We start from the raw sequence: 13,829 nt of genomic DNA, 5'->3' as shown, positions 1-13,829 counted from the left end.
TTTCAATAGAAAGGCAACCCAACCGGGTTGCCTTTCTATAAATTTCCAAGCAAGGACGGGATCAAGTGACTCCAATAGCTATTACTGCTTTTGCGCTTCTGGGACTGCTTCTCAGCGGTGTACTTAGCGCAGCAGCTATCCAATGGGATAGTCGGCTTCTGCCCGCATACCCGCCTACTTACGACCTGAATAACAAACAAAAGCCGAAGCGGTATGCAATTATTCCTTTACTATCGTTAATGCTGGCCAAGCTTACACGATCAAAGGGGAATCCAGCCGTCGTTTGGCGTTATGCGATAGGCGATCTCGTCACTACGTTATTGTTTGCGCATGCTGCGTTTATGCTGGGCTGGCAGCTAGAGCTGATTGCCGTGCTATTTTTGATAGGTATCCTCATCATTATCGTTCAAACCGATCTTACCGATATGATTATTCCAAATAAAGTGGTGACGGTCGGTGTCATTGGCGCAATCCTTGTGCGATTGCTCGTACATCCGCTTCCGTTATTGAATTATGGTTTCGCTGCATTTGCCGGCAGCGGGGCTTTGCTGATTATTGGCATCCTAGGCAGTTGGCTGTTGAAGAAGGAGACGATGGGTGGCGGCGACATTAAGCTGTATGTGTTTATCGGCCTAATATTAGGAGTTAAGCTTACCTTGCTAAGTCTGTTTCTCGCCAGTTTATTTGGATTAATCGGGGGAATCGCATTAATTGCAGCAGGTGCCCATTCCAAGGGCAAAACAATACCGTTCGGACCCTATATAGCCGCAGGTGCTCTCGCAGCCTATTATTGGGGGAACGGTTTGATTGCATGGTATTTTTCTTTACTTTCGTTTTAGCTGTTTCGCTGCGTGGTATAGACGACGGTTGACGTTGTTTTGGTCAAATGGTTGGGAAGCTGCATGGTGAGCGTAATCTCGATCCGGCCGTCCTTCACATCAAACAAAATAGCTTGAACGGTATCCGCATAGGTAAAGCTTGAGGAGGGCGAAGCAGCGATCATGCCGCTAGCGTCTTTTGAGGTATAGGAGACGGTAAGAGATTTCGAAGCGCTGTTGTAAATATAATCGACAACCTCATCGTTGCCCGCACTGACAAGGCGAAGGTTGCTGGAGCTGCTTATTAAGGATGTCGGAGCATAGCCCTTGCGAACCGTTTTGACAACTTGGCTCATAATATCGCGGGATTGCTGTAATGTCTGTTCTCTGGCTGACACCTGCTTCAGGCTGTTGTTGGAATAGTTCAACATATAGATCAAGAAACCTAGAATGATGACCGAAAGAACGAGTACGCCGGTTACTTCGACGAGAGTTAGTCCTTTTTCGTTTTTGAGCCACTTATGCATGTCATCACCGCCAGTATTTATTTGAATTCCACATAAGCTTCTAACTCGAATTCCTTATTCGTAGATAAATCGATGCAGGTGACGGTTACTCTTCTGAAGAGGCTATCTAAGTCAGAAACCAGGGTATTCGTAAGCGAAACGTCACCCAAGGTAGTCGCGTACGATTGGATTCGCAGCTCATAACGCCGATTTCCTGAATTAGGATAATAGAGCGTTGCGGAAGAACGGTCACGAAGATTTTGAAGAGACAGGGCTTGTCCATATATTGTCGTTTGAAGTGTCGTTGATTTAAGCTTGCTTTTGATCTCTTCCATCACGTTGCGGGCTGCTACAACGGCATCATCCGTTCTCTCATTCGATTTCGTGTCGATAGAAGATTGCTGCAATATGTAGGTGATGCCTAAAATAGCGATGCCAAGCAAGACGATCGAGCCCATCACTTCGATCAATGTTAATCCCTTCTGATTACGCATCGGGCGCCTCCATCATAGTAAAGTAGTCAGATTGATTTACTCCTAGAATAATATGTATAAGGAGGAAAAGGCAATGACAAAATCTAGACAGCCTGAAAAAGGCGGCACGTTGATGCTCGTTTTTGGATTTATCGTCATGCTTACTCTTGTTGTTGCACCGCTTGCTATGAGTACGAATATCGGCCTGCTGCAAGCCAAGACGAATGCCAATTCGGAGAAGTCGTTTACCGAGGCGCATTCGGGCATGACGGTGTTCGCTAGAATGTATGAGGATATGAAAGCATTTGATGAATCTGCCAATACGGAGTTAAACATTGAGCGGCTTGTGCAAGTCATAAACCAAATGGATGAATTGAACGTTAACGCTGAAGTTGTGAGGGACAGCGCAAATAAGCCGGTAGCGGTTACTTTTCAATCCGATCACGGCGTAGGTAATCAAGTAAGAGCAAGTACGCTCAAGTATTCGCTGACACCGCTATTTGTTCCTACAGCCCCGCCGGTTGTCATTGTGCCATCGCAGACACCGACGCCGACACCAGGTCCGACGCCAACGCCAACAGCTCCAGTACCTGCTGCAGGCAGTAAGGTTCTGCTCAAAAACAGCACGACTGCGCAAAACAATAAATTATTCGCGGCATGTTATATCCAGCCGGAAACGGGACAAACCCTGCCGTTGACGCATATTCTGAACAGTTTTACCGATCAGCAGTTTCAAGACTGGTTCGGTGGAACGGCTGATTATTATATAAACAATTCGGCGGCCGCGATTGCAGATGCATTCCAAAATGTATTCGCTGATAATCGCTTTAATGAGGCTACAGCGCTTAGCAGCACGGTAACGGCAAGCGATGTGTCCAAATATCAAACGGGACCAGCGATTATTAATGCGGGTAACGTGAATATTGCCGGTTCATCGAGCACGAGAATTACGCAGGATATGATCGTGAGCGCAGACAGCAACGGAAACTCCGTCGTCGCTAACGGAGATTTATATTTTAAAGATATTGTAGATGCCCAAATCCTGTTTGATGGAGACGTAAAAGTCGGCGGGAATTTACGCTTTCGGGAGCTTAAGGCCAACAAGCAAATTACGTTTAAGCAAGATGTTATCGTGAAAGGGAATGTCGTTATTGGCGATGGCGGCACGAATGAAACGATCGTCATCGATGGCGACCTGATCGTAGGCGGCAGCCTGAACGTAAAAAACACGCTTAAAAACATTACCGTGAAAGGCGATATTCTCGTTGCCGGGGATATCAATTATGACAATACGATACTGCAATGGCATGTGAACGGCGGAATGGTCGTTAAAGGAAATATAAAAGCAACAAACGGAATTGCAAGCTTCGATATCAAAAAGAGCGTAGCTGTTAAAGGCAGCATGGAGTTCTTGCATCCGATTGCCGAGTCAAGAAATAACGTTCCGGGATTGTTTTCGATCGGGGGTTCCTTAAAAGTAAACGGATATCTGAAGTTCAGCAACACGGTGTACGGTTTCGTTATTGGCGGGGATGTTATCGTAAATAATGACTTTACTTTCACTGACGTAATAAAACAAAACTTTAACGTACAGGGATCCATTCTCGTAAAAGGCAATTTTCTATTTAAAAATACGATTCATGATTTTAATGTAAAAGGGAACGTGGTCGTTGAAGGGAACTTTACGGCTGAGAGCACACTGGAGAAAACGTTCAATATTAACGGTTCATTCGTCACCAAAGGAAGCATTGCTTTTCAAAATACGGTGAAATCAGACGTAACCATAAAAATCGGCGAAAACCTCATATCAAAAACCGATCTTAAGTTTGACAACTGGACACTTGTGGGCAGCCTCGATATCGGCAATATGCTGCTCGTGTTTAAGAATGCAACGTTCCATAATCTAACGAGTGATTGGAAGAAAAACAGGATGAAAGGTTTTTATGTCGGGGGAACGACCTCCTTTAATCCGCAATATGCGGAAAGCTGGTATACCAATGATCTTAATTCCGGAAACAAGCAGGAAAGCATTTGTATTAAATAATGGTTAAAAGGTACGCTGCCTTGAGGGGGATGAGAGATGAACCAATCCATATTGAGAAGACTAGCTAACGGGCACCAAACCCTGGGCATTGAAATTACGGATAACCAAGTGAAGATATGCGAAATTCAGCAAAAAGGAAAAAAAGACATTCGGTTATTAAACTATGCTGCGGTGCCAATACCGGCAGGCATCGTTGATGACGGCAAAGTCATCGATAAAGAGAAGCTGCAAGCTGTAGTGAAAACGGCGCTCAATTCTAAACGGTTTAGTACGAAATACGCACATTTTGCGATTCCGAGCCAGACAGCGATGGTGAGAAGCATTAAACTCCCGGATATTGCGAACGCGGAGCTGAAGAAGCTTGTACAGTTCGAGATGAAAAACAATTTAAGCATGGCGTTCGATGATCCTTCCTACGACTTTATTAAACTTCCAAGAACGGAGGCAGACCCGAAGGATGCCCAGGCAGAGGGGGCGAATTTATGCGAGGTGCTGGTCGTTGCCGCACCGACTAGTATTTTACAGGATTATGTGGATGTCTTTGAGCAGTTGGACCTCATTCCGTGCAGCATCGAGATTAAGTCCTTTTCTTTGCTGCGGCTTATAGAACAGGGCTTGCTCGAGACAGATGGGATTAACCTAATCGTCAACGTAAACGAATTAAATGCGGACATTACCATTATCGAGGATGGCCATTTCAAAATAACGCGCAATGTCGAGGTTTCTTTCAAAACCTACGTCAATGAGCCTGCTGCGGAGAAAAACGCTTGGCTGGACAGCTTTGCCAGCCCTGAACAAACCTACCTGAATGCCGCGCAGGATCTGATCGCCGAGCTGGAGCGCCTAATGAATTTCTTCTATTATAATTTAAACAAAGGGGAGCGAACCTTCAGCCGGATTTGGCTCTCCGGAGATGTGCCGGAAATCGGCAAGCTGGCGGCTTTAATGGATGACCGCCTTACGCCCCCTGTATCGCTGTTCCATTGGGAGCAGCTGCCTGTAGCCGAAAGCTCGGAAGTATGGAGCATCCCGACCTATGCTGTGCCGCTAGGGCTTGCATTAAGGGGGAAGGACGCATGAAATCCATTAACTTATTGCCAGCGAAGCAAAAGTCAAGCTCGCGTAATCCGCAGCTTATGCCGCTTCTTTTGATAATGTTGGTCCTTTTGCTAGGCGCACAAATCTATTATATTGCAGCATGGCATTCCGAAGCGGACGGCGTAGAGCTGGAGAGGTTGCGCCTCGAACAGGAAATCAATCAAATCCGCAAAAGCGGCGACTTGAAAGTAAAAGTTGACGGTTATAACCAGGCACAGTCAATATTAGCGGAGCTAGAACAGACGCGGACCGAATGGAAGCCCTATTTGAAAGCGATCATAAGCCATCTGCCTTCGACAACCAAAATCGTGACGATTAGCGTGGAGGACGAACCGAAATTAAAGATGGAGCTGGATTTCAAAACGGCACTGGAAGTTACCGGCTATATGCATAAGCTGGAACAAGAAGAAGATTTGAAGGATGTGGCTTTAATTTCATTCTTTAAAAAGCCGGATGACCAAACGACATCGGAGGCTGTGCCATCAGATACTGCAAGCGGACAAGCGATCAAGACAACAAGAAAAGCAGTATATAAGCTGATGCTCAACATTGAACTTTCAGACGCGAAAGGAGCTCAATAACGATGGAGATCAAGTTGAATCCGTTCAAGTCGCCGTTAACGCAAAGCCAAATGCTGTACGTTATTGCGATAACCCTATTTGCCATTCTGAATGTCGCGGCGTTATTCCTATACGTACTGCCGGAGCTTGGTGACCTTAAGGAAGCCAAGAAAGGCGTCGTACAATACAGCGCTGCCCTGCAAACGGTTCAAAGCGAGTATGCTACCGAAAAAATAACTGATGATCAAATAGAAGAGCTGCTGAACCGCGTGCCTGTAAAGAGGGCAGATTCGGTTAATGTTGAAATTTTTCGCGAGCTGGCTCAAATGTCTGGTACGCCTTTAGGCTATATCACGCAAAAGAATGGGAATGATGAAGGGCAGACGGCAGAGAGCAGCGTGAGCCCAAACGGCACGGTATCGACCTCGTTTGAAGTCAATGTCGTTGGACATTTGCCGAATATGCTGCTGTTTATCGATCATTTGCACAATTATCCAAGGCTGTTCGCTTTGCAAAAATGGACGATGGCCGAATTGAGCAAAGAAACGATTAACCAGGATTATCCCGACTTATATACCTTTGCTTCTATTCAAAAGGATAAAGCGGTGCTTTCCTTGCGAATGACCATTCAAACGTATATTTTCCCGCAATTTGCAGATTCCTTTACTAAGAAAAGCGAAGCGGAAGAACTCTCCGAAACAGCGGCATAATTATGACCAAATAGGCATTGGCAGATGACTTTGTAAGCGGGGCGTTAAGCTCATATTTATGAAGCCATCTTTTTTTTCATTCATCCTTCATGCAACCAAAGGCTGATTGTCATACTATTGTCATAGGAACCTTGGTGACGGCGGTTGTTAGGTTTACCGAAAAAGGGCATAATGGAAGCATAGGAAAATACATAGAAATGGGGAACGGGAATGCCTTATAACGACCGTTTCATACGGGCTTGCCAGAAGGAACACGTTGATCAAATACCTGTATGGTACATGCGTCAGGCCGGAAGATACGATCCTGACTATCGCAAAATAAAGGAAAAATATTCACTTCTTGAAATTTGCAAACAACCGGAGCTTGCTGCCGAGGTTACGATGATGCCGATTCGCAAGCTGGGCGTTGATGCAGCAATTCTTTACTCAGACATTATGAACCCGGTGGCTTCCATCGGAATAGACTTTGATATTGTCGCGAACATCGGACCAGTCATAGCGAATCCGATTCGTTCCGCGGCTGACATTGAACGGCTTAAACCCATAGACGTTGAAGGGGACCTCAGTCACGTTATCGAGACGATTCGGATTCTTGACCGAGAGCTTGAAGTTCCGCTGATCACATTCGCGGGAGCGCCGTTCACGATTGCGAGCTATTTGATAGAAGGAAGACCTTCGAAAAACTATTTGCGCACGAAGGAAATGATGTACAGCGAGCCGAAGCTTTGGCATGAGCTGATGCGCAAGCTTGGCGATATGGTCATTACTTATTTACGCGCGCATATTGCGGCTGGCGGCAAAGCGTTTCAGTTGTTCGACAGCTGGGTCGGCGCATTGACGCCTGCGGACTTCCGGCAATTCGTATTGCCGACGATTGAACGCATTTTCGCGGAGCTGTCGGATTTGCCGCAGCCAAAAATTTATTTTCCAGGCGTGAGCTCGGGAGAGCTGCTTCCCGAATTGCATCATGTAAAGGCTGATGTGATCGGTCTTGATTGGCGCGTATCGATTGCGGAAGGAAGAAGAAGACTGGATAACGGATTCGCCGTGCAGGGCAATTTGGATCCTACGATTCTGACGGCGCCGATAAGTGTCATTGAATCGTATGCGAAAGAAATCATAGACAGCGGAATCGAAGAGCCTGGTTTTATTTTCAACCTGGGCCATGGCCTATTCCCTGAAGCTTCGCTTGAGAAACTTGCTGAACTGACTGCATTTGTACATTCGTATTCGAATAAAGCCATAGCGGCGCGCAGCAAGAAGGAGGCAAGTCATGTCTGAACCGAATGCAAAGAAGATCGGCGTGCTTGTCATGTCCTATGGCACGCCGGAATCAATGGATGACGTAGAAACCTATTACACGCATATCAGACGCGGGAATGCTCCTACGCCGGAGCTGCTGGCTGAGCTGAAGGGCCGGTACGAAGCCATTGTAGGCGGCGTGTTTCCGCTCCGCGAAAATACAAACGGGCAGGTAGCCGGCTTGCAGGATAAGCTGGAGCAGCTGGCTCCGGGCAAATTCAGCTGCTACCAGGGCTTGAAGCATGCAAAGCCGTATATCGAAGACGGTGTTGACCAGATGGCGAAAGACGGCATCGCGGAAGCGGTCGGCATCGTGCTGGCGCCGCATTTTTCAACCATGAGCGTCGGCAGCTACATCAAGCGCGCGGAGGAGAAGGCGAAAGAGCTTGGCATAACGATGACTTTCGTGAAGCAGTATCACATGCATCCGAAGCTGCTTCAAGCCCTTACGGACCGTGTAGCGGACGGACTTGCCCGTTTGGCTGATGCTTCTAACGGTGAAGAAAACGTAAAGGTGCTGTTCAGCGCGCACAGTCTGCCTGTTAAGATTCGCGAGATGGGCGATCCTTACGAGCAGCAGCTGCTTGAGACCTCGGCTGCGGTAGCTAAAGCAGCGAATGTGAAGGATTGGCAGTTTACTTGGCAAAGCGCAGGCCGCACAAGGGAACCGTGGCTCGGTCCGGATATTTTGGAAACCTTGCCCGTGCTTGCAGAAGAAGGCGTTAAAGCGGTGCTCGTTGCGCCGGTGGGCTTTGTATCGGATCATTTGGAGGTATTGTATGACCTTGATATCGAAGCGCAGGCTGCGGCAAAACAGCTGGATATGACTTTGGATCGTATCGCGATGCTGAATCGCGATCCACTATATATGGAAACGTTGGCGGAATCGGTCATTGAGGCATTGGCCGGCCACGGGAAGGAATGAAAGAGATGCGGAGAATCGGAAAACCTGATCGAATTGTCATTATTGGCGGAGGGATCAGCGGACTGAGCTCCGCTTTTTATTTGCAGCGGGAAGCGGAGCGGCAGGGCAAGGAGCTTGAAATGACAATCGTAGACAGTGCTCCTGTCTTTGGCGGAAAAATAAATACGCTGCAGCGTGACGGCTTCGTCATCGAGAAAGGGCCGGATTCTTTTTTGGCGCGGAAGCTGGCCATCATTGATTTGGCAACGGAGCTTGGTCTGGAAGACGAGTTGACGACAACGAATCCGGGAGCGAAAAAAACCTATATTTTGCATCAACAAAAGCTGTTTCCGATGCCGGCCGGACTTGTTCTGGGCATACCGACCGAGATTGCGCCATTCGTGAAAACCGGTTTATTGTCTTGGGGCGGAAAGCTGCGAGCGTTAATGGATTTAGTGCTGCCGGTTCGCAAGGAGCAAACCGATGAATCGCTTGGCGGTTTCCTAGAGCGCCGCGTCGGCAATCAAGTGATGCGGCGCATCGCCGAGCCGCTGCTTGCCGGCATATATGCCGGCGACTTGAAGAAGCTTAGCCTGCAGGCGACCTTTCCGCAGTTCGCTGCATCGGAGCGCAAGCATGGAAGCCTGATTCGCGGCATGCAGCATAACCGCAAGGCGGTCGCAGCAGCAGGCGCTTTGCCGGCCGTTGCCAAGGGCGGTACCTTTTTGACGTTTAAGGGCGGGTTGAGTACGCTAGTCAATGCGCTTGACCGTGCGCTGAGCAAGGCGGAGAGGCGCCTGGACACGAAGGTCATTGAGATAAAACGCAAAACGGGCAGCTCAGCGGACGCAAATAACGATACAGCTTTGGAAGAAGACCAGGCAAGGTACGAAATTGTACTTGATAGCGGCGAGAGGCTGCTGGCAGACCGAATCGTTATGACGGCCCCTGCTTATAATGCAGCAGAGCTGCTGGAGCCTTTGACGGATTGCAGCGAGCTTCGCGCGGTCAATTATGTCTCGGTAGCGAATGTCGTGATGGCTTTTGATAAAGCGACATTCGGGATTGATTTTGACGGATCGGGGTTTGTTGTGCCGCGCTCTGAAGGGCTGCATATTACAGCCTGCACTTGGACGTCGAATAAATGGCTGCATACGAGTCCGAGCGATAAGGTGCTGCTGCGCTGTTATGTCGGACGATCGGGCGATGAGGAAAGCGTGAATCTGCCTGATGCCGAGCTGATCAAAGCCGTACGGCGCGATATCGAAGAAACCATGGGGATTAAAGCGGAACCGGCGTTCGTTGAAATAACGAGATTGCCTCGCTCGATGCCGCAATATCCGGTGGGACATGTTACGAATATGAAGCAGCTGCGCGATCGTTTTGAACGGGAACTGCCAGGCGTCTGGATAACGGGAGCAGCTTTCGACGGCGTCGGTCTGCCGGATTGCATAAGGCAGGGCAAGGAAGCGGCGCAGGCTATTCTTAAAGACTAAAATGCAAGATTTGTTTTCCTCTCGAAGGTGGTTCATTGCTATAATAGGAGAGTCTAACGATACAAGACTTTTAAATCGATTATAGAGGAGCCTATTTCCATGTCCATCTCACGTTCCGAAGCGCATCAGCAGGACAAGCTGAAGCGTAAAAAGCGGCTTCGCAGGCTTATCATGATTAATTTCACGCTGCTAGGCATCATTATCATCGTGATTGGCGCATGGCTCGCGGCAGCGAATTCAGATAAATTGAAAGATGTATTTGGCATATCAAAAGGCGATAATAAAAATCAGGAACAAGCGATTAAGCCTGATGGAGCAGGGGAGACCAATAATGTCTCCGATACCGATACGGCGGAAGATCTGAATGCGCCTGCAGATGTAGACGCGTCTGAAAACACGAGTGAAAACGAACCCGAGCCCCCTGTTTCAGAAGATGAAAATACGGTGACGGAGCCAGGCATGGAGGGTAGCAACGAGGATAAAATCAGCCTGTCGTTCGTCGGCGATTTGCTGGTCGCTGACTATGTGAGCCCGATAACGGATAAGGAAGGTTATCCTTTTCTGTACAAACCCTCGATGCTGTATTTAAGCGAGCCGGATCTAACCGCCGGAAATTTGGAATTTCCGATTACGACAAGGGGAGTTCCGGTAGAAGGAACGCCATATGTTTTCAAAGGTTCGCCGGATGTCCTGCCAGCGATGCGCGATGCCGGATTTGATATTATGAGCCTGGCTAACAACCATGCACTCGATCAAGGTGTTGAAGGCATGCTCGACACGATGAACTATTTGGACGAAGCAGGCATATCGCATATGGGTGCGGGCAATAACGATACGGAAGCTTTTGCGCCCGTGATCAAAGAGGTTCGCGGCATTAAGGTCGCTTATATCGGACTGAGCCGAGTCGTTCCGTTCTCCTCGTGGAAGGCGGACAAGAACATTGCGGGAGTAGCTGAAAGCTATGATACGCGGCGGGCGCAGGAAGCTGTCGCTAAAGCGAAAAAAGTGGCGGATATCGTCGTTGTCATGGTGCACTGGGGCAAAGAACGGGTTGATCAGCCCGAGCCGTACCAGAAGGATTTTGGTAAACAATATATTGATGCGGGCGCGGATCTCGTCATCGGCAGCCATCCGCATGTGCTGCAAGGCTTTGAAATGTATAAAGGCAAATGGATCGCATACAGTTTAGGAAACTTCATTTTTACCTCTTATCCGAAGGAAACGGCAGGCGAGACAGGCGTTCTGGATGCCGTTTGCACAAAAAGCGGCGATTGCGAAATGACATTTCATCCGATGTTTACGGTCAATGCGCAGCCGACTCCCTTAGAGGGGGGAAAGGCAAAAGCGGTACTCGACCGTCTCAGCTCGATTTCTTTTGGCGTAACGCTGGGGGAAGACGGCGCGCTTAAGCCTGAATAATGAACCTGCTGAAAGGATGATCGCTTCATGAATAATCCGTGCGTAGCGCACCGAGGCTGGTCCAGCCGCGCGCCGGAAAATACGATGGCAGCTATACGGTTAGCCCTGGATGATCCAAACGTGGAATGGATTGAAATTGACGTTCATCTATCGAAAGACCATGTGCCGGTTGTTATCCATGATTACACGCTGCGCAGAACGACGAATGGGAAAGGCGATGTAAAAAGCTTGTCTGCTGCGCAGCTGACAGCGCTGGATGCGGGCAATTGGTTCTCTCAAAAATATCAGGGCGAGCCTGTTCCGACGCTTGCGCAGGTGCTCAAAGAGGCGGTGGGCCGCTGCAAGCTCAATATCGAGCTGAAAACAGACGGAATCCGTTATCCCATGATTGAGCAGAAGGTATTGGAATGCATTGAAGCTTACGATGCGATGAAGGAAGTGGTCATTACATCCTTCCATGAAGGCACCTTATACCGGATGAAACGGCTCGCCGGCGAAATTCGCACCGGTCTCATTATTGACGGCTGGAGGAATACGCTGCCGAAGGAAATGAAGGAGCTTGGTACGGATTTTCTTTCCATCAGCTACACGAAGCTGAACAAGGAACGGGTCGCGCTTATGAAACAAGCCGGCATACAAGTCATGGCTTGGACGATTAACGAAAAACGGGCCATGCGAAAAATCGCCGCGCTCGATCCCGAGCTTCTGATCTGCACGAATTATCCGGAGCGTTGGCATGAATTGCGCTTAGTGCGCGTTTAGCTGCTAACACTACAAGCAGGAGGTTGCTCGTTATATGGTTGGGTGGATAGATGATTGGTGGCTTCGGCTCCTTGCCGGTTTACTCGGCAGCGGAATGATCGCTGCAGCAGCTTACGGCGTACGCTCGTTGTCCGCTTCGGGCGCGTGGTCGGCGGTTGTGATGGGAACAGGCTTCGTTACGCTGGGGGAACCGGTGTGGTTCGGTTTATTGATCGCTTTTTTTGTTTCTTCCAGCCTTTTGTCCAAATGGAAGCGGAAGCATCACGCCAAAGAAACGGCTGAAGCAAAATATGAGAAGACTGGCAGGCGCGATGCCGGCCAGGTCTGGGCAAACGGAGGCGCGGGCTTGATCCTTTGCGCCGCGAATGCGATGTGGCCGGATCAAGGGTGGCTGTTCGCGTACATCGGCGTGATGGCAGCCGTTAACGCGGATACCTGGGCCACCGAGATCGGTGCCCTTAGCAGGACGGCGCCGCGGTCGGTCACGAGCGGCAAGCCGGTTACGGCAGGCACGAGCGGCGGAGTCACGCCGCTCGGCAGCGCAGCAGCGCTCGCAGGCGCCGTGTTCATCGGCGCCGTTGCCGCGCTGCTGCTCGCGGCCCCGCAGCCAGCAGAGGCTGCTGCGGGTACGCCAGGCGGCGGAGCCGCAGCGGCGGCATACATCGCCGCCGCGGCCGCCGCCGGCCTGGCCGGTGCCTTCGCCGACTCGCTGCTCGGCGCAACCGGCCAGGCCATGTTTCGCTGCCAGGTATGCGGCAGCGAAACCGAACGCGCCGCGCATTGCGGCAGCACGGCGGTGAAAGTGCGCGGCTTCGCCTGGCTGAATAACGACAGGGTGAACCTCCTGTCGTCGTTGTTCGCAGGCGTGCTGGCATGGGCAATCGGTCAGTGGATGTTATGACCGGAACCATAGACGGCTCAGGGGAGATGAATGCCCCTGAGCCGTTTTTTATGTTGATTTGCTTGCCTATCCAAGGGCTCTCTCGATTATTACGAAGATATCCATAGATTCGCCTATGTTCCCCGAATGATGACCGGCATAAGCCTCCCTGCTTGCCTGAAACCCCATAAACGAAAACCTTCTTTTTTCCGTTACCTTCATAGCTTTCTACTCCTTATGTGCTTTTAGAATATAGTGTAAATGTTCATTTCATATGCTATAACCATAATAGGAGAGAGGGATCTTTCCTGAGATTGCGCAGCGCATGCTCACCCTTCAGCTTCGAGAGCTGGAGGTGGACGGTCTCATTATTCGGGATTCAGAAATGAACTAGGGGACATGGTACGATGGAGCTTAAACGAAACGACCGGATCGAAGTGAAAAATATGAAAAGCAAATATTGCAAGAATGAGCATTTAAATATCGTAATAAACGATATTCCGCTTGATGTGTGGTTGGATCAAAAACTCCCAGGAAAAGATTTGTTAGGATTAGTCCCGACCATGTCCGGTTGGATAAACCAATCCGAGGAAATCGAGTTTTTGAGGAGAAGATACGTACAGCAAAAGGGAGTATTGCCTATACTTATGTGCCCTGATGATTGGGACGAATGCGGATTGGTTTGATGATTGTCCCCGGTTGTTTTTCGTTAAGGAAGAATATTTCCGGGAGCTCAATAAAATTTATAGGGATGGACACATTTTTGAGTTTTAAAAAATTAATAATCACAAGGAGGCTTTATGCAAGAACAAGTGGGTCAATGCCGCAAATGCGGTGTGGAGATTTTTTGTTTGGAT

General features: G+C 49.1%; 15 protein-coding genes. 13 read left to right on the top strand and 2 right to left on the bottom strand.

Annotation, left to right across the window (positions count from 1 at the left end; translation table 11 throughout):
• The first annotated feature begins 65 nt into the window (after window positions 1-65).
• Window positions 66-839, top strand: a complete 774-nt coding sequence (locus MRBLPE1_RS22065) for a prepilin peptidase (protein ID WP_364149400.1) — start codon at window positions 66-68, stop codon at window positions 837-839.
• Here MRBLPE1_RS22065 and MRBLPE1_RS22060 read toward each other — a convergent pair.
• Together MRBLPE1_RS22060 and MRBLPE1_RS22055 are read right to left on the bottom strand one after the other, a co-directional pair.
• Entirely contained in the window at window positions 836-1,345 is a 510-nt protein-coding gene (locus MRBLPE1_RS22060; protein WP_364149399.1) for a PulJ/GspJ family protein, read from the bottom strand. The two genes, MRBLPE1_RS22065 and MRBLPE1_RS22060, sit on opposite strands and share 4 nt — an antisense overlap.
• Window positions 1,346-1,362: 17 nt before the next feature.
• A complete protein-coding gene (locus MRBLPE1_RS22055; protein WP_364149397.1) occupies window positions 1,363-1,818 on the bottom strand; it encodes a type II secretion system protein in 456 nt (151 codons plus the stop codon).
• A 73-nt stretch (window positions 1,819-1,891) separates the two neighbouring features.
• Here MRBLPE1_RS22055 and MRBLPE1_RS22050 point away from each other — a divergent pair, with 73 nt between their 5' ends.
• From MRBLPE1_RS22050 to MRBLPE1_RS21995, 12 genes are all read left to right on the top strand, one after another.
• Window positions 1,892-3,841, top strand: a complete 1,950-nt coding sequence (locus MRBLPE1_RS22050) for a hypothetical protein (RefSeq protein ID WP_364149396.1) — start codon at window positions 1,892-1,894, stop codon at window positions 3,839-3,841.
• Between the two features lie 36 nt (window positions 3,842-3,877).
• Window positions 3,878-4,921, top strand: a complete 1,044-nt coding sequence (gene pilM, locus MRBLPE1_RS22045; RefSeq protein ID WP_364149394.1) for a type IV pilus biogenesis protein PilM — start codon at window positions 3,878-3,880, stop codon at window positions 4,919-4,921.
• Window positions 4,918-5,520: a hypothetical protein gene (locus MRBLPE1_RS22040; RefSeq protein WP_364149392.1), complete on the top strand. Its 603-nt coding sequence runs from the start codon at window positions 4,918-4,920 to the stop codon at window positions 5,518-5,520. Before pilM ends, MRBLPE1_RS22040 begins: the two co-directional genes overlap by 4 nt.
• Before the next feature lie 2 nt (window positions 5,521-5,522).
• Complete coding sequence (locus MRBLPE1_RS22035) at window positions 5,523-6,209, top strand: hypothetical protein (RefSeq protein ID WP_364149391.1); 687 nt, start codon at window positions 5,523-5,525, stop codon at window positions 6,207-6,209.
• Window positions 6,210-6,419: 210 nt separating this feature from the next.
• Window positions 6,420-7,490: a uroporphyrinogen decarboxylase gene (hemE, locus tag MRBLPE1_RS22030; RefSeq protein WP_364149389.1), complete on the top strand. Its 1,071-nt coding sequence runs from the start codon at window positions 6,420-6,422 to the stop codon at window positions 7,488-7,490.
• A complete protein-coding gene (gene hemH / locus MRBLPE1_RS22025; protein WP_364149387.1) occupies window positions 7,483-8,436 on the top strand; it encodes a ferrochelatase in 954 nt (317 codons plus the stop codon). The genes hemE and hemH overlap by 8 nt, the downstream gene beginning before the upstream one ends.
• Window positions 8,437-8,441: 5 nt before the next feature.
• Complete coding sequence (hemG, locus tag MRBLPE1_RS22020) at window positions 8,442-9,911, top strand: protoporphyrinogen oxidase (protein ID WP_364149385.1); 1,470 nt, start codon at window positions 8,442-8,444, stop codon at window positions 9,909-9,911.
• Window positions 9,912-10,010: 99 nt separating this feature from the next.
• Window positions 10,011-11,330 (top strand): CapA family protein, encoded by a 1,320-nt coding sequence (locus MRBLPE1_RS22015; RefSeq protein WP_364149383.1) that lies wholly within the window; start codon window positions 10,011-10,013, stop codon window positions 11,328-11,330.
• A gap of 27 nt (window positions 11,331-11,357) precedes the next feature.
• On the top strand, window positions 11,358-12,092 hold the full coding sequence (locus MRBLPE1_RS22010; RefSeq protein ID WP_364149381.1) for a glycerophosphodiester phosphodiesterase: 735 nt from the start codon (window positions 11,358-11,360) through the stop codon (window positions 12,090-12,092).
• 34 nt (window positions 12,093-12,126) lie between these two features.
• Window positions 12,127-12,993 (top strand): DUF92 domain-containing protein, encoded by an 867-nt coding sequence (locus tag MRBLPE1_RS22005; protein ID WP_364149380.1) that lies wholly within the window; start codon window positions 12,127-12,129, stop codon window positions 12,991-12,993.
• 280 nt (window positions 12,994-13,273) lie between these two features.
• Complete coding sequence (locus MRBLPE1_RS22000) at window positions 13,274-13,366, top strand: winged helix-turn-helix transcriptional regulator (RefSeq protein ID WP_364149779.1); 93 nt, start codon at window positions 13,274-13,276, stop codon at window positions 13,364-13,366.
• Window positions 13,367-13,379: 13 nt separating this feature from the next.
• Complete coding sequence (locus tag MRBLPE1_RS21995; RefSeq protein ID WP_364149379.1) at window positions 13,380-13,658, top strand: hypothetical protein; 279 nt, start codon at window positions 13,380-13,382, stop codon at window positions 13,656-13,658.
• Window positions 13,659-13,829: the final 171 nt, after the last annotated feature.

The sequence above is a fragment of the Paenibacillus sp. LPE1-1-1.1 genome (assembly GCF_040676435.1).
Lineage (GTDB): Bacteria > Bacillota > Bacilli > Paenibacillales > Paenibacillaceae > Pristimantibacillus.
This window is presented reverse-complemented; position numbering and strand designations above follow the sequence as displayed.

Coding starts and splice junctions, on each gene's coding strand:
- MRBLPE1_RS22060 (WP_364149399.1), bottom strand. CDS start 1,345: ATGCATAAGTGGCTCAAAAACGAAAAAGGACTAACTCTCGTCGAAGTA.
- MRBLPE1_RS22055 (WP_364149397.1), bottom strand. CDS start 1,818: ATGCGTAATCAGAAGGGATTAACATTGATCGAAGTGATGGGCTCGATC.
- MRBLPE1_RS22050 (WP_364149396.1), top strand. CDS start 1,892: ATGACAAAATCTAGACAGCCTGAAAAAGGCGGCACGTTGATGCTCGTT.
- pilM (WP_364149394.1), top strand. CDS start 3,878: ATGAACCAATCCATATTGAGAAGACTAGCTAACGGGCACCAAACCCTG.
- MRBLPE1_RS22040 (WP_364149392.1), top strand. CDS start 4,918: ATGAAATCCATTAACTTATTGCCAGCGAAGCAAAAGTCAAGCTCGCGT.
- MRBLPE1_RS22035 (WP_364149391.1), top strand. CDS start 5,523: ATGGAGATCAAGTTGAATCCGTTCAAGTCGCCGTTAACGCAAAGCCAA.
- hemE (WP_364149389.1), top strand. CDS start 6,420: ATGCCTTATAACGACCGTTTCATACGGGCTTGCCAGAAGGAACACGTT.
- hemH (WP_364149387.1), top strand. CDS start 7,483: ATGTCTGAACCGAATGCAAAGAAGATCGGCGTGCTTGTCATGTCCTAT.
- hemG (WP_364149385.1), top strand. CDS start 8,442: ATGCGGAGAATCGGAAAACCTGATCGAATTGTCATTATTGGCGGAGGG.
- MRBLPE1_RS22015 (WP_364149383.1), top strand. CDS start 10,011: ATGTCCATCTCACGTTCCGAAGCGCATCAGCAGGACAAGCTGAAGCGT.
- MRBLPE1_RS22010 (WP_364149381.1), top strand. CDS start 11,358: ATGAATAATCCGTGCGTAGCGCACCGAGGCTGGTCCAGCCGCGCGCCG.
- MRBLPE1_RS22005 (WP_364149380.1), top strand. CDS start 12,127: ATGGTTGGGTGGATAGATGATTGGTGGCTTCGGCTCCTTGCCGGTTTA.
- MRBLPE1_RS21995 (WP_364149379.1), top strand. CDS start 13,380: ATGGAGCTTAAACGAAACGACCGGATCGAAGTGAAAAATATGAAAAGC.